The following is a 13,957-nucleotide window of genomic DNA, read 5'->3' as shown; positions in this document are numbered from 1 at the left end:
GTCCGGACATCGAGGCGGCTCCGCGGGAGCCCCGGGCCTCGTGCCTTCGGGAGGTCACAACATCACGAAGCGCACACGCTTTTATGACACGGATTGCTGTATTGCCAGAGGGGTTTGCGCTGGACTCATACCGGCCCTCCGGCGACGTTCCGATGGATAGTCGCCGAAGGACCGGACCTTCGAAAACTTAGACGAACTGGTTCAGACCCGGGATCGAGCCGACGATCGGACCCATCACGTCCTCGCCGGCCTTCTCGCGTCCATAGGCGAACAGCTCCTGGCCGAGGGGCTGCATCTGACCCATGGGCACACCGGCCGACATCAGCTTCTGGCCCAGCGCCATGACGCCACCGCCGCCCATCATGCCGCCGAGCATACCCATCAGGCCGCCGCCGCCTTCGCCGGCATTGGACTCAGCGATCGCGGTCTCGGACCCGGGCAGGGCACTGAGCAGCTGACTCACCTCGGTGGAGGGCCCCTCCTTCTGGAGGAAGGCCAGGATGTGGCCGATGGCGGTCTGGGCCGTCGCGGCATCGAGGCCGGTCCGGTTCGTGACGCGGGCGATCAACTCTTCCATCTCAAACGGGCTCCTGGGTGACCGGGCCTTCTGCGCGGCCGGTATCGCTGCTCGGTCGGGATCTTGTCCTTCCGGCCTCGCCGCCGCGAAATCAAGGCCGCTCCGCGAAGCGCTGGCAAATGCCGCGGGCGCGACCCATAACCGTCATCGTCGATGCTGGCGCGTTCTGCCCGGCGAAGAGGAGTGGACGGTCATGCAGGACGACGGCACGATCCTGGTCGGCAAGGCGCCGCTCAAGGATGGCGGCTTCAAGCCCGAAGGCCTGACCCTTCGGCTGGCCAACCGCCACGGCCTCGTGGCGGGTGCCACGGGCACCGGCAAGACGGTGACCCTGCAGGTGATGGCGGAGGGCTTTTCCAACGCCGGCGTCCCGGTCTTCGCCGCCGACATCAAGGGCGACCTCTCTGGCCTCGCGGCGGCCGGTGAATCGAAGCCGGTCTTCGTCAAGCGCGCCGAAGAGCTGGGCATCCCCTACGAGCCCGACCGGTTCCCGACCGTGTTCTGGGACCTGTTCGGCGACCAGGGGCATCCGATCCGCTGTACCGTCATCGAAATGGGACCGCTGCTGCTCGCACGCCTGCTGGAGCTCAATGACACCCAGGAGGGGGTGCTCAACATCGCCTTCCGGGTCGCCGACGACAACAAGTGGCCGGTCCTCGACCTCAAGGACCTGCGCGCGCTGCTCCTCTATCTCACCGAGAACCTGAAGGCGGTCTCCGGCCAGTACGGCAACGTCTCGGCGGCCTCCGTAGGCGCCATCCAGCGCCAGCTCCTCATGCTCGAGAACCAGGGTGCCGACCGGTTCTTCGGCGAGCCGGCCCTCGACCTCAACGACTTCATGCGGGTCGACCGCGAGGGAAGGGGCATCGTCAACATCCTGGCCGCCGACAAGCTGATGCAGCGGCCCCGGCTCTACGCCTCGTTCCTGCTCTGGATGCTCTCCGAGCTGTTCGAGCAATTGCCCGAGGTCGGCGACCTCGAGAAGCCGAAGCTGGTGTTCTTCTTCGACGAGGCGCACCTCCTGTTCGACGACGCTCCGAAGGCTTTGCTCGATGCGGTGGAACAGGTGGTCCGCCTGATCCGGTCGAAGGGGGTCGGCGTCTACTTCGTGACGCAGAACCCCCTCGACGTGCCGGAGTCGGTGCTGGGCCAGCTCGGCAACCGGGTGCAGCATGCGCTGCGCGCCTTCACGCCCCGCGACCAGCGCGCGGTGAAGGCCGCCGCCGAGACGTTCCGCCAGAATCCCGGCTTCGACGTCGCCAAGGCGATCACCGAACTCGGCGTCGGCGAGGCGCTGGTGTCCTTCCTGGAGGCGAAGGGCACGCCCTCGGTCGTCGAGCGCGCCCTGATCGCCCCGCCGCAGGGCCGCGTCGGCCCGATCACCCCAGCCGAGCGCGCCGACCTCATCGCGAAAAGCCCGGTGCGGGGCAAATATGACCAGTCGGTCGACAACGAGAGCGCCTACGAGATGCTCGCTGCCCGCAAGGGCCTGGACGGCGGCGGAACCGACGGTGCCGAGCCTGCCGAGGGCGGTCTGGGCGGGATGCTCGGCGGCTGGCTCGGGGGTGTGCTGGGCGGCAAGCCCGCCGGCAAGGGCGGCCGCCGTCCGGCCCCGGGCCTCGCCGAGCAGGTGCTGGGCAACGCCGCCCGCTCGATGGCACGCAAGGTCGGCACGGAGGTCGGCAACGCGATCCTGCGGAACGTGCTGGGCGGACTGACCAAACGGTAGGCCGCCGGGCGTCGACGCTTCGCCCAGCATTGACAAATCACCCCGTCCCCGCATATCCACCGCCTCTCGCGCGGCTTCCTCGACGAAGTCCGCGCGTTTCGCGTTCGCGCTCGGCACAGACGACAAGTCCCGATCCGGTGTCGCGGATGACCTGAACAAGAAGACGGTCCAGGCATTGCCGAAAGGCGCGCCGGAGGCCGGCAGAGAACACGAAGAGAGAACGATGTTCGCAGTCATCAAGACGGGCGGCAAGCAGTATCGCGTTGCCGCCAACGACACCATCACGATCGCCACGCTCGAAGGCGAGGCCGGTTCGGCCGTTACCTTCGGGGACGTGCTCCTGTTCACGAACGGCGAAGGCGCGACCCAGGTCGGCGCACCGCTGCTCTCGGGCATCAGCGTCACCGGCGAGATCGTCAGCCACGGCCGCGACGCGAAGGTCATCGCCTTCAAGAAGCGCCGCCGTCAGAACTCCCGGCGCAAGCGGGGCCACCGCCAGCACCACACGGTGGTCCGCATCACCGGCATCAGCGCCTGACGATCCGACCTGAGATTCAAGAATTCGGAGTAACTCCCCATGGCCCATAAAAAAGCAGGCGGCTCGTCCCGCAACGGCCGCGACTCGGCCGGTCAGCGGCTCGGCGTGAAGAAGTTCGGTTCCGAGGCGGTCATCGCCGGCAACATCATCGTGCGCCAGCGCGGCACCAAGTGGCATCCCGGCACCAATGTCGGCATGGGCACGGACCACACCTTGTTCGCCAAGACGGACGGCCGCGTCCTGTTCGAGACGAAGCGCGGCCGCGCCTTCGTCACCGTCGTGCCGGTGCAGGAAGCCGCCGAGTAAGGCGTTTTGCCAGGGCCTTCCTCCAGGCGGGCCCGACCACCAGATGATCCCGGGGAAGATGGGAAACCGTCTTCCCCGTTGTCGTTTCTCATCACGATATCCCGGTGGTGCTCCTGCATCCCGACATCCAACCTGATCTGGGCCCGCCCGTGAAATTCCTCGACGAAGCCAAAGTCTATGTCCGCTCCGGCGACGGTGGCGCCGGCTGCGTGGCTTTCCGCCGTGAAAAGTTCATCGAGTTCGGCGGGCCGAACGGCGGCGATGGCGGTCGCGGCGGCGACGTCTGGGTCGAGTGCGTCGACGGCCTCAACACCCTGATCGACTACCGCTACCAGCAGCACTTCAAGGCCAAGAAGGGCGAGCACGGCATGGGCTCGAACCGCCATGGGGCCAACGGCGCCGACGTGGTGCTGAAGGTGCCGGCCGGAACCGAGATTCTGGCCGAGGACGGCGAGACCCTGATTGCCGACATGACCCATGTCGGCCAGCGTGTGCGTCTCGCCAAGGGCGGCAATGGCGGCTTCGGCAACGCCTACTTCACCACCTCGACCAACCGGGCCCCGAAGCATGCCAATCCCGGGCTGGAAGGCCACGAACAGTGGGTCTGGCTGCGCCTGAAACTCATCGCCGATGCGGGCCTCGTTGGTCTGCCCAATGCAGGCAAGTCGACCTTCCTCGCCACCGTGACGGCCGCCAAGCCCAAGATCGCCGACTATCCCTTCACCACGCTCCACCCCGGTCTCGGCGTCGTGCGCTCCGACGAGCGAGAATTCGTCCTCGCCGACATTCCGGGCCTGATCGAGGGTGCCCATGACGGCGTCGGCCTCGGCGACAAGTTCCTCGCCCACGTCGAGCGCTGCCGGGTGCTGCTGCACCTCGTGGAAGCCACCAACGAGCATGCCGGCCAGACCTACAAGCTCGTCCGGCGGGAACTCACGGCCTATGGCCACGGCCTCGACGAGAAGCCCGAGATCGTGGCCCTCTCCAAGGCCGACGTGGTCGATCCGGACGTGCTCAAGGAGCAGGTCGCACGCCTGAAGCGGGCTTCGAAAAAGAAGCCCCTGATCCTCTCCTCCGCCACCGGTCTCGGCGTGCAGGACGCCCTGCGGGCGCTCGCCCAGGAGATGGATGCGGCCAAGCGCGCCGAGGCCGAGGCACAGCCTGCCGAGGCGTGGCAGCCCTGAGGCGATGCCGCCAGCCCTTGTGCAGCAGGCAACCGCTCGTCACAAGCGGAGGATCGTCCTCCCGCCGCCGCTGCCGATGACCTTCGACGCCCTGATCCCAAACCTCCAAGATTTCCGCCGCATCGTCATCAAGGTCGGCTCGGCCCTCCTCGTCGATCGGACGCGCGGACGCCTGCGACATGCCTGGTTGAGTGCGCTCGCCGAGGACATCGCCGACCTGCATGCCAGCGGAGCCGACGTGCTCGTCGTCTCTTCCGGCGCCATCGCGTTGGGGCGCACGGTGCTTGGCTATCCGCCCGGCACCCTGCGCCTGGAAGAAAGTCAGGCGGCCGCGGCCGTCGGGCAGATCGCCCTCGCACGGCACTGGTCGGAGGCCCTGGGTCATCACGGCATCGCGGCCGGGCAGATTCTGGTGACGCCGCAGGACACGGAGGAGCGTCGGCGCTATCTCAATGCCCGCGCCACGGTTCTAAAGCTCCTCGAGGTGCGGGCCGTGCCCGTCGTGAACGAGAACGATACGGTCGCCACCAGCGAGATCCGCTACGGCGACAACGACCGCCTCGCCGCCCGCGTCGCCACGATGATCGGCGCCGATGTGCTGGTGCTGTTCTCGGACATCGACGGGCTCTATACCGCGCCTCCGAACACCGACCCGGACGCGCGCCATCTGCCCCTGATTGAGCGGATCACGCCGGAGATCGAGGCCATGGCCGGCGGCCCGGCCTCGGAACTCTCGCGCGGCGGCATGCGCACCAAGGTCGAGGCGGCCAAGATCGCCGCCAGCGGCGGCACCCACATGATCATCGCCGACGGACGCGAGAAGAATCCCCTGCGCACCATCCTGCGGGGCGGCCGCTGCAGCTGGTTCCTGTCGGGGTCGAATCCTGTCACTGCCCGCAAGAGCTGGATCGCCGGCTCCCTGGAGCCGCGCGGGATCCTCACGGTCGATGCCGGTGCGGCGCGGGCTCTCCAGGGCGGCGCGAGCCTGCTGCCGGTGGGTGTCATCAAGGTCCAGGGCGGCTTCGGGCGCGGCGATGCCGTGGTGATCCGGGACGAGGCCGGACGCATCCTCGGGCGCGGCCTCGTGGCATATGACAGCGACCAGGCCCTGCGCATCATCGGCCGGCCGAGTCGGGAAATCGCGGATCTCCTCACCCATCCGGGCCGTGCAGAAATGGTGCACCGCGACGACCTCGCCATGGTGGGGGAATAGCTGCTCTGTCAGCGGCAATGCTTGTTTTGACCGTATCCGCCATGGCATGACGGGCGGGAACACATGGCGGCCGCGCCCCTTTCCGCGACGGTCGCGAGGATGAAGGCCGTGCCCGTTCTGAACCTGCGAACCGATTTTGCGCCCCCCGGCGATCTCTCCGAGGAGATGAACGCCATCGGCCGGCGCGCCCGCGCCGCCGCCCGCCAGATCGCTCTCGCGCCGGCCCAGACCAAGGACGCAGCGCTGCGCCTGATCTCCGAGCGCCTCCGGGCCGAGCGGGACGCCATCCTGGCCGAGAATGCCCGTGACGTGGAGGCGGCTCGCGCCGCGGGTCAGACCCAGGCGCTCATCGACCGGCTTACCCTCGACGCGGCACGCTTCAACGGCATCGCGGATGCGGTGGCCAAGATCGGCGCATTGCCGGACCCTGTCGGCCGCCAGATCGCAGCCTTCGAGCGGCCCAACGGATTGCTGATCGAGCGCATCGCCGTGCCCCTCGGCGTGATCGGTGTCATCTTCGAGAGCCGCCCCAACGTCACCGCCGATGCCGGGGCGCTCTGCCTGAAGGCCGGCAATGCCGCGATCCTGCGGGCGGGCTCGGACAGCCACCGCTCCGCCATGGCCATCGCCCGTGTCATGCGCGCCGGTCTGGAGGCCGCCGGTCTGCCCGCCGATGCCATCCAGATCGTCCCGACCCGCGACCGTGCGGCGGTGGGGGCGATGCTCACCGGCCTCGACGGCGGTATCGACGTCATCGTGCCCCGCGGCGGGCGCGGCCTCGTGGAGCGGGTCCAGGCCGAGGCCCGCGTGCCTGTCTTCGCCCATCTCGACGGCATCTGCCACGTCTACGTGGCGGCAGGCGCCGATCTCGAGATGGCCCGGACCGTCGTCCTCAACAGCAAGATGCGGCGCACCGGCATCTGCGGCGCAGCCGAGACCCTGCTCGTCGACCGGGCCTGCGCGGACACGCATCTCGCTCCCCTCGTCGCCGCGCTCTTGGAAGCCGGCTGCGCCGTGCGCGGCGATGCTGCCACCCAGGCCGTCGACGATCGGGTCACCGCCGCCACCGATATCGATTGGCGCACCGAGTACCTCGACGCCGTCATCTCGGTGCGGGTGGTCGACGGCCTCGAGGCAGCGATCGAGCACATCGAGACCAACGGCTCGCATCACACCGACGCGATCATCACCGACGACATGGCGGAGGCGACCCGGTTCCTCGCCGAAGTCGATTCGGCAATCGTGACGCACAATGCCTCGACCCAATTCGCCGACGGGGGCGAGTTCGGTTTCGGGGCAGAGATCGGCATCGCCACCGGCCGCATGCACGCCCGCGGCCCGGTGGGCGTCGAGCAGCTGACCACCTTCAAGTATCGCGTCCATGGGAACGGGCAGACGCGTCCTTGACGCGGCTCCCTCCGCCCCGTTCGGGCTCCGATGCGCCTTGATGCGTCGGGGCCGGCGCACCTGCCTCCCGTCGCGCCGGGCCTGCGCATCGGCCTCTACGGCGGCTCCTTCAACCCGGCCCATCTCGGGCATCGGCATGTCAGTCTCGTCGCCCTGAGACGGCTGCGCCTCGACCGCATCTGGTGGATGGTAACCCCTGGCAATCCGCTGAAGGACCGGGGCGAACTCGCGGCCATCGACCGCCGGGTCGCACGAGCGGACCGCGTCGCCGACCACCCCCGCATCGTGGTCACCGACTTCGAATCGCGGATCGGTGCGCAATACACCCGCCAGACCCTTCGGTATCTCACCCGTCGCAACCCATCGGTGCGCTTCGTCTGGATCATGGGCGCCGACAGCCTCGCGACATTTCACCGCTGGCAGGGATTTTTCGAGATCGCCAGCCTGATGCCGATCGCCATCATCGACCGGCCGGGCTTCACGCTGACGGGGCCGGCCGCACGCGCAGCCCAGGCCCTCGCGCGCTGGCGCATTGCGGAGGCCGATGCACCCACCCTGGCAAACCGACCGGCCCCCGCCTGGATCTTCCTGCACGGACCGCGCTCGGCCCTCTCGTCGACGGCGCTGCGGGCCGGCGCGAAGGACGGCGCATAGGCGGGTTCACGGGCCGGTCATGGAAAAGGCAAGAGCCACGTTCCACTTTATCCGCATACAGGGTACGATCATGGGATGACGATGGCGATTGCAGGAGCCCAGACGCTGAACGACGCGGTCCATACCGGAGCCCCGGGCTCCGACGATTCCACCAGCCGGAAGATCGATGATCTTCGGAGCCTGGCCCTCGATTGCCTCGAGGACATGAAGGCCGAAGAGACGATCGAGATCGATCTGATGGGTCGGACTTCCCTGGCCGACACCATGATCATCACCTCCGGTCGCTCCCAGCGCCATGTCGGCGCGATTGCCGACCGGGTCCTGCAGGAAATGAAGTCGAAGGGTCTCGGTACCGCCCGCGTCGAGGGCCTTCCGGCCTGCGATTGGGTGCTGATCGACGCCGGCGACATCATCCTGCACATCTTCCGGCCGGAGGTGCGTGGCTTCTACAATCTCGAGAAGATGTGGGGAGCCGATCGTCCGACCAGCGACCGTCCCCTGTCCGCCCTGGCCGAGTGAGCGTCGGCACCGCTCCGTGCGCCTCCTCGTGGCGGCGGTCGGCCGCCTGAAGCCCGGGCCCGAGCGCGATCTTGCCCTCCGCTACCGCGAGCGGGCCGCGCAGATGGGGCGTGGTCTCGGCTTCAGCGCGTGCGACGTCAGCGAGATCCCTGAGAGTCGGGCACGGCGTGCCCCGGATCGCGCCGCCGAGGAGGGGGCTGCCATCCTCGCGCAAGCGGCCACCGGCGCGGTTCTGGCGATCTACGACGAGCGCGGCCGGTCGGACCTCACCAGCGAGACTATCGCGGCGCGCATCGGCGGCTGGCGTGATGCCGGTCGCTCCGTCCTCATTCTTGCCATCGGGGGTGCCGATGGTCTCGATGCCGTCGTGAGGAGCCGGGCTGAACTCGCCCTGTCCTTCGGAGCCGCCACCTTGCCGCACGGACTTGTGCGCATCCTCGCCCTGGAGCAGGTGTATCGCTCTCTGACAATCCTGGCGGGCCACCCGTATCACCGCGGAAACCTCGACGAGCGATGAATCCGGCCACGCGACGCAGGCAAGACGGCATGAGTGGCGGCCTGCTGGCGCTCGTCTTCCTCGTCCCACCGCTGCTCGTCCTGTCGGTCGCGCCGCGTGCCGAGACGCCCGCGACGCCGGAGGCGGTCCAGAAGGCCCTGGAGGAGAAGACCCGCCGGGCCGAGAACCTGAAGCGCATCGAGGAGGCGCTGGCCGCCAGCACCGGGGCCCGCGCCAAGTTCGAGGCTGAGATCGCTAGCATCGGCGGCGACCGGACCAAGCTCAACACCGCGCTCCTCGACGCCACCCGCCAGGCGCAGGCCACCGAGGTCCGGATGAGCCGGCTCGAAGAGCGCCTGAGGACCCTCGGGGCCAGCGAGGCGGCTCTGCGTCGGTCGCTGGAGGCCCGGCGCGGCGTAATTGCCGAGATCCTGGCGGCCCTGCAGCGGATGGGGCGGCGCCCGCCCCCCGCCGTGCTGGTGCGGCCCGAAGACGTGCTCGCGGTGATCCGCACCTCGATGCTGCTGGGCGCCGTCGTGCCGGAGTTGCGTGGCGAGGCCGAGACCCTGGCGGCCGACCTCTCCGAGCTCGTTCGCCTCAAGGGACTGATTGCGGCCGATCGCGAGGGCCTGACCAACGACCTCGCGGGCTGGGCCCGGGAGCAGCAGCGGCTGAACGCCCTGATCGCGGCGCGCCGTGCCCGTCAGGCGGAGATCGAGAGCGGCCTCGCGGCCGAGCGAACCCGCGCCGCCGAACTGTCGGTCCAGGCCCGCAGTCTCAAGGATCTCCTCGACCGGATGGAGGGAGAGGTCGCCTCCGCCCGCCGTGCGGCGGAGGAGGCCCGGGTTGCCGAGACCCGCGAGGCCCGTGCGACGCAGGAGCGCTTCGCCGCCGCCGGTGCCCGGGACCCGGCTCGACTGGCGCCGAAGGTGCGGTTCGTCGACACCCGTGGCGACCTGCCGCGTCCGGTGAGTGGCGCGCTCCTTCGCAGCTTCAACCAACCCGACGGAAACGGTGGCACGACCCGCGGCATATCGCTCGCGACCCGGCCGAAGGCCGTGGTTTCGTCACCGGCCGATGGCTGGGTGTCCTTCGCTGGACAGTTTCGCTCATACGGGCGTCTCTTGATCATCAACGCCGGCGATGGCTACTATCTCTTGTTGGCGGGGATGGACCAGATCAACGTCGAGGTCGGCCAGTTCGTGCTCGCGGGCGAGCCGGTGGCGGCGATGGGGGAGGGCGGAACCGGCGCCGATACGGCAGCCGGTGATCGCGGCGATCCGGTCCTGTACGTAGAGTTCAGAAAAGACGGCGGCTCCATCGATCCGGAGCCTTGGTGGGCGAAAAGCCCCAGCGAGAAGGTTCGCGGATAATGCGCAAGGTTTCCCTCGTTCTGCTCGGCGCGTTCATCGGCGTCGGGTCCTCCATGGTGGCGACCCAGACCCGCCTGCTCTCCGGAACGAGCGCGGTCGCGGCATCCGCCGAGACCTACCGCCAACTCAGCCTGTTCGGCGACGTGTTCGAGAAGGTGCGCACCGATTACGTCGAGAAGCCCGACGAGGCGAAGCTGATCGAGGCAGCCGTCAACGGTATGCTGACCTCCCTCGACCCGCATTCGAGCTACATGGATTCCAAGAGCTTCCGCGACATGCAGGTGCAGACGCGCGGCGAGTTCGGCGGCCTCGGCATCGAGGTCACGATGGAGGACGGCCTGATCAAGGTCGTGACGCCGATCGACGACACGCCCGCCTCGAAGGCCGGCATTCTCACCAACGACATCATCACGCAGATCGACGAGGATCAGGTCCAGGGCCTGACCCTCAATCAGGCCGTCGACAAGATGCGCGGCCCGGTGAACTCGCCGGTGAAGTTGAAGATCAGCCGCAAGGAGTCGAAGGACCCGATCGAGGTCACGCTCAACCGCGACGTGATCAAGATCAAGCCCGTGCGCTCCCGCGCCGAGGGCGGCGATGTGGGCTACATCCGCCTGACCCAGTTCAACGAGCAGACCTTCGACGGCCTGCGCGCGGCGATCGACAAGCTGAACGCCGATATCGGTGCCGACAAGCTCAAGGGCTACGTGCTCGACCTGCGCAACAATCCCGGCGGTCTCCTGGACCAGGCGGTGATGGTGTCCGACGCCTTCCTTGACCGCGGCGAGATCGTCTCCACCCGCGGCCGCAATCCGGACGAGACGCAGCGGTTCTCGGCCAAGTCCGGGGACCTGACGAAGGGCAAGCCCATCGTCGTGCTGGTGAACGGCGGCTCGGCTTCGGCCTCCGAGATCGTGGCCGGCGCCCTGCAGGACCACAAGCGCGCCACGGTGCTGGGCACACGGTCGTTCGGCAAGGGCTCGGTGCAGTCGATCATCCCGCTGGGCGGCAGCGGCGCTCTGCGCCTGACCACGGCGCGCTACTACACGCCGTCCGGCCGCTCGATCCAGGCCAAGGGCATTGAGCCGGACCAGGAGGTCCTGCAGGAGGTGCCGGACGAGCTCAAGGGCAAGGACGAGACCAAGGGCGAGGCCGGCCTGAAGGGCCACCTGAAGCAGAAGGACGTCGAGGAGCGCGGCGGCTCGTCGGCCTACGTCCCGCCGGACCCGGCCAAGGACAAGCAGCTCATCGCCGCCTTCGATTTCCTGCGCGGCATCCAGAAGGGCGCGGCCAACACGCCGAAGGCCGCCGTCCCGAACTGATTTAGATCCGCATCGCCTTAGCGATGCGTTAACCATGATGGCCCCCAATGTCGGTTCAGGACCGACGTGGGGGCCGTTGCTGTTTCGGCCGTGAGAAGGCCCCCCTGCGCATCGGTCCGGAAGCCTGGGGAAGCGGCTGCGCGTGGCCACCGACGACATCCTGACTCGTCCGCTTGGCGGCAAGCCGACCGCCGGCCAGCGCCTTCGGTCGCTGCTGCAGGTGAAGGTGACCGCGCCGATGGTGCTCGGCGGACTCGTGGTGGGTCTCGTCCTCGGCGCCAGCATTCTCGTCGTGGCAGGAGATCCCGAGGGCGGCGAGCCGAGCGCGATCGCGACCATCGCGCTTCGCGAACCTGTTGCGGTGGAACCGGCGGCACAGGCGGCCAGGTCCGAGGCGCCGAAAGCCGGTCCGAGCAGCGCCAGCGAGGTGGAGAATGCCTCCGGCGTGACCGTCGTGCGCCCGACCGGTACGGCGGCGCCCACCGATGCGGTGGTGATCCAGGTCCCGCCCGCGGCTCCGGTCAAGCTGAGCGCAGCTCCCGATCCGCGCCTCGTCGAGCGCGGGCGCCACGGCAACATCCCGCGCCTCGGGGACGGGCGCCTGCGCGCCCTCGACGTCTACGCCCGCCCTGATGCCGGCGGTTCAGGCCCCCGCGTCGCCATCCTGGTCTCGGGCCTGGGGATCGGGCAGGCGGCGACCGCCAGCGCCATCACCCGGCTTCCGCCCGCGATCAGCCTCGGCTTCGCGCCCTACGGCAGCGACCTCGAACGGACCGTCGCCCGGGCACGCGAAGCCGGGCACGAGGCCCTGCTCCAGGCGCCGATGGAGCCGTTCGACTATCCCGACAGCGATCCCGGCCCACAGACGCTGCTGACCGGTTCGCGCCCCCCGGAGAACCTCGACAGACTGAGCTGGGTCATGAGCCGGTTCTCGGGCTTTGTCGGCATCGTCAACTACATGGGCGCGAAGCTGACCAGCGACCCGGCCGCCCTCGAACCGGTCCTGCGCGAGATCGGCGCCCGCGGCCTCGGCTTCGTCGACGACGGTACCTCGCCGCGCTCGCTCGCCACCTCGCTGGCCGCCAAGGCGAAGGTGCCCGTCGCCCGCGCCGAGATCGTACTCGATGCCCTGCCGCGCCCGGAGGCGATCGACCGGGAACTGGCACGGCTCGAAGCTCAGGCACGTCAGAAGGGCTTCGCCTTCGCCTCGGCTTCGGCCCTTCCGATGAGCATCGACCGCATCGCCCGCTGGGCCGCCGAGGTGGAGGCGCGCGGCATCCGCCTCGTTCCCGTCAGCGTCGCCCTGCGTGGCAGTGGCGCGAACACCCGACTTACCAGCGCCAAGCCCTGAAGCATCGTCCCGACGTCTGCGCCCGGGCGACCCGACCCTGAATTGCGCGGCGCTGCCGTTTCGTGCGTTGCGGCACATGCTGCGCCTGCCTATGGTCCCGCCCATGACCGCATCCCCGATCGCCGACGGCGCCGACCTCCCGTACCGTCCCTGCGTCGGCATCACGCTGATCTCGCGCGCAGGCCTCGTCTTCATCGGGCGGCGGCGGGCCGATGCCGGGCCGGAGCACGTGGCGGATGGACGGGCCTGGCAGATGCCCCAGGGTGGCATCGACGACGGTGAGGACCCGGAGGCCGCCGCCCTGCGCGAACTCCACGAGGAAACCAATGTCTCGGCCGGCTCCGTGGTCCGCCTCGGCGAGACTGCGGGCTGGCTCTCCTACGACCTGCCGCCGGAGGTTCTGAAGCAGGCCTGGAAGGGACGGTATCGCGGCCAGACCCAGAAGTGGTTCGCCTTCGGTTTCCTCGGCTCCGACGACGAGATCGACGTCGCGACACCCGGCAATGGAGCTTTCAAGTCCGAATTCGACGCCTGGCGCTGGGAGCCGATCGCCGAGCTGCCGGACCTGATCGTGCCGTTCAAGCGCCCGGTCTACGAGGGCGTGGTCGAGGCCTTCTCGGGGCTCACGGCGTGGCACGCATCCGCATGACGGCCTGACGCCCGATGCGGTGGTGGTCGATCCCGATCCTGTTGGTGCTCGGATGGTTCGCGTACACGCTGACGCCGCTCTGGGCGCTCTACGATCTGGCCCGTGCGGTCCAATCACACGACACAGACTACGTCGCCCGGCACGTCAATTTCCGGACCCTGCGCCTGTCGGTGATCCGCCAGGCCGCGGCGGCCGCGCAGGCGCGCGACCCGGCGTCACCCGAGGCCGAGCCGCGAGAGCGCCAGCGGATCGCGGAGGCCGCCGCCGCCTTGGCGATCCCCATCGCCGAGGCCCTGGTCACCCCCGCCACGGTGGTCGATCTCCTCGATGACGGCTGGCCGCAATCGGTGGAAATCGGCCGCGACGCGCCGGACGGAAAATCCAGGGGCGGAGGCTTGCGGATCGACAATCTGCGCCGCCTGATTCCGTTCTATCTCGCCTCCGAGATGCGGGGCTTCCGCACCGTGGTCATCGGCGTGCCGCCCGAGGCCAGCCGCGACCGCCGCCTGCGAATCCGCCTGCGCCTGCGCGGCTGGACCTGGCGCCTCGTCGATATCGAACTCAACGACGAGCTGCGCGAGCGCATTGCCCAGGCCTTCGCGCGCACCGGCGCCAAAGCGCGCTGAGACGTTTGGGCGG

Annotated in this window: 14 protein-coding genes and 1 pseudogene; 14 read left to right on the top strand and 1 reads right to left on the bottom strand. The window is 69.0% G+C overall.

Features of this window, described 5'->3' with window-relative positions; all coding sequences use genetic code 11:
• Positions 1–187 precede the first annotated feature (187 nt).
• Positions 188–652 (bottom strand): annotated as a pseudogene (locus ACXJY8_RS16775) (DUF2780 domain-containing protein); the annotation flags it as partial.
• Between the two features lie 118 nt (positions 653–770).
• Between ACXJY8_RS16775 and ACXJY8_RS16770 the strand changes: the two are divergent.
• From ACXJY8_RS16770 to ACXJY8_RS16705, 14 genes are all read left to right on the top strand, one after another.
• Positions 771–2,306, top strand: a complete 1,536-nt coding sequence (locus ACXJY8_RS16770; RefSeq protein WP_463770902.1) for a helicase HerA-like domain-containing protein — start codon at positions 771–773, stop codon at positions 2,304–2,306.
• A 223-nt stretch (positions 2,307–2,529) separates the two neighbouring features.
• A complete protein-coding gene (gene rplU / locus ACXJY8_RS16765; RefSeq protein ID WP_055947814.1) occupies positions 2,530–2,844 on the top strand; it encodes a 50S ribosomal protein L21 in 315 nt (104 codons plus the stop codon).
• A gap of 39 nt (positions 2,845–2,883) precedes the next feature.
• A complete protein-coding gene (gene rpmA / locus ACXJY8_RS16760; protein ID WP_463770897.1) occupies positions 2,884–3,150 on the top strand; it encodes a 50S ribosomal protein L27 in 267 nt (88 codons plus the stop codon).
• Between the two features lie 149 nt (positions 3,151–3,299).
• Complete coding sequence (obgE, locus tag ACXJY8_RS16755; protein WP_463780718.1) at positions 3,300–4,334, top strand: GTPase ObgE; 1,035 nt, start codon at positions 3,300–3,302, stop codon at positions 4,332–4,334.
• A 76-nt stretch (positions 4,335–4,410) separates the two neighbouring features.
• Positions 4,411–5,547, top strand: a complete 1,137-nt coding sequence (proB, locus tag ACXJY8_RS16750; protein WP_463770895.1) for a glutamate 5-kinase — start codon at positions 4,411–4,413, stop codon at positions 5,545–5,547.
• Positions 5,548–5,655: 108 nt separating this feature from the next.
• Positions 5,656–6,954, top strand: a complete 1,299-nt coding sequence (locus ACXJY8_RS16745; protein WP_463770892.1) for a glutamate-5-semialdehyde dehydrogenase — start codon at positions 5,656–5,658, stop codon at positions 6,952–6,954.
• Positions 6,955–6,984: 30 nt separating this feature from the next.
• Positions 6,985–7,608 (top strand): nicotinate-nucleotide adenylyltransferase, encoded by a 624-nt coding sequence (locus ACXJY8_RS16740; protein WP_463770888.1) that lies wholly within the window; start codon positions 6,985–6,987, stop codon positions 7,606–7,608.
• 75 nt (positions 7,609–7,683) lie between these two features.
• On the top strand, positions 7,684–8,127 hold the full coding sequence (rsfS, locus tag ACXJY8_RS16735; protein WP_463770885.1) for a ribosome silencing factor: 444 nt from the start codon (positions 7,684–7,686) through the stop codon (positions 8,125–8,127).
• A 16-nt stretch (positions 8,128–8,143) separates the two neighbouring features.
• Entirely contained in the window at positions 8,144–8,644 is a 501-nt protein-coding gene (rlmH, locus tag ACXJY8_RS16730; protein ID WP_463770882.1) for a 23S rRNA (pseudouridine(1915)-N(3))-methyltransferase RlmH, read from the top strand.
• A gap of 29 nt (positions 8,645–8,673) precedes the next feature.
• Positions 8,674–9,996, top strand: coding sequence for a murein hydrolase activator EnvC family protein (locus ACXJY8_RS16725; protein WP_463770878.1), 1,323 nt, complete (start codon positions 8,674–8,676; stop codon positions 9,994–9,996).
• Positions 9,996–11,318, top strand: a complete 1,323-nt coding sequence (locus ACXJY8_RS16720; RefSeq protein ID WP_463770874.1) for a S41 family peptidase — start codon at positions 9,996–9,998, stop codon at positions 11,316–11,318. Before ACXJY8_RS16725 ends, ACXJY8_RS16720 begins: the two co-directional genes overlap by 1 nt.
• A 136-nt stretch (positions 11,319–11,454) precedes the next feature.
• Positions 11,455–12,669 carry a divergent polysaccharide deacetylase family protein gene (locus tag ACXJY8_RS16715; protein WP_463780713.1) on the top strand — a complete coding sequence of 405 codons (1,215 nt, stop codon included), beginning with the start codon at positions 11,455–11,457 and terminating at the stop codon, positions 12,667–12,669.
• 103 nt (positions 12,670–12,772) lie between these two features.
• Positions 12,773–13,318 (top strand): RNA pyrophosphohydrolase, encoded by a 546-nt coding sequence (locus ACXJY8_RS16710; protein ID WP_463770871.1) that lies wholly within the window; start codon positions 12,773–12,775, stop codon positions 13,316–13,318.
• 14 nt (positions 13,319–13,332) lie between these two features.
• Positions 13,333–13,944 (top strand): DUF2939 domain-containing protein, encoded by a 612-nt coding sequence (locus tag ACXJY8_RS16705; protein ID WP_463770869.1) that lies wholly within the window; start codon positions 13,333–13,335, stop codon positions 13,942–13,944.
• The last annotated feature ends 13 nt before the right edge of the window (positions 13,945–13,957 follow it).

The organism is Methylobacterium sp. TK31 (assembly GCF_055361545.1).
This window is presented reverse-complemented; position numbering and strand designations above follow the sequence as displayed.

What these genes read in the sequence shown, in the direction of transcription:
- ACXJY8_RS16770 (WP_463770902.1), top strand. Translation starts at nt 771, where the DNA reads ATGCAGGACGACGGCACGATCCTGGTCGGCAAGGCGCCGCTCAAGGAT.
- rplU (WP_055947814.1), top strand. Translation starts at nt 2,530, where the DNA reads ATGTTCGCAGTCATCAAGACGGGCGGCAAGCAGTATCGCGTTGCCGCC.
- rpmA (WP_463770897.1), top strand. Translation starts at nt 2,884, where the DNA reads ATGGCCCATAAAAAAGCAGGCGGCTCGTCCCGCAACGGCCGCGACTCG.
- proB (WP_463770895.1), top strand. Translation starts at nt 4,411, where the DNA reads ATGACCTTCGACGCCCTGATCCCAAACCTCCAAGATTTCCGCCGCATC.
- ACXJY8_RS16740 (WP_463770888.1), top strand. Translation starts at nt 6,985, where the DNA reads ATGCGCCTTGATGCGTCGGGGCCGGCGCACCTGCCTCCCGTCGCGCCG.
- rsfS (WP_463770885.1), top strand. Translation starts at nt 7,684, where the DNA reads ATGACGATGGCGATTGCAGGAGCCCAGACGCTGAACGACGCGGTCCAT.
- ACXJY8_RS16725 (WP_463770878.1), top strand. Translation starts at nt 8,674, where the DNA reads ATGAGTGGCGGCCTGCTGGCGCTCGTCTTCCTCGTCCCACCGCTGCTC.
- ACXJY8_RS16720 (WP_463770874.1), top strand. Translation starts at nt 9,996, where the DNA reads ATGCGCAAGGTTTCCCTCGTTCTGCTCGGCGCGTTCATCGGCGTCGGG.
- ACXJY8_RS16710 (WP_463770871.1), top strand. Translation starts at nt 12,773, where the DNA reads ATGACCGCATCCCCGATCGCCGACGGCGCCGACCTCCCGTACCGTCCC.
- ACXJY8_RS16705 (WP_463770869.1), top strand. Translation starts at nt 13,333, where the DNA reads ATGCGGTGGTGGTCGATCCCGATCCTGTTGGTGCTCGGATGGTTCGCG.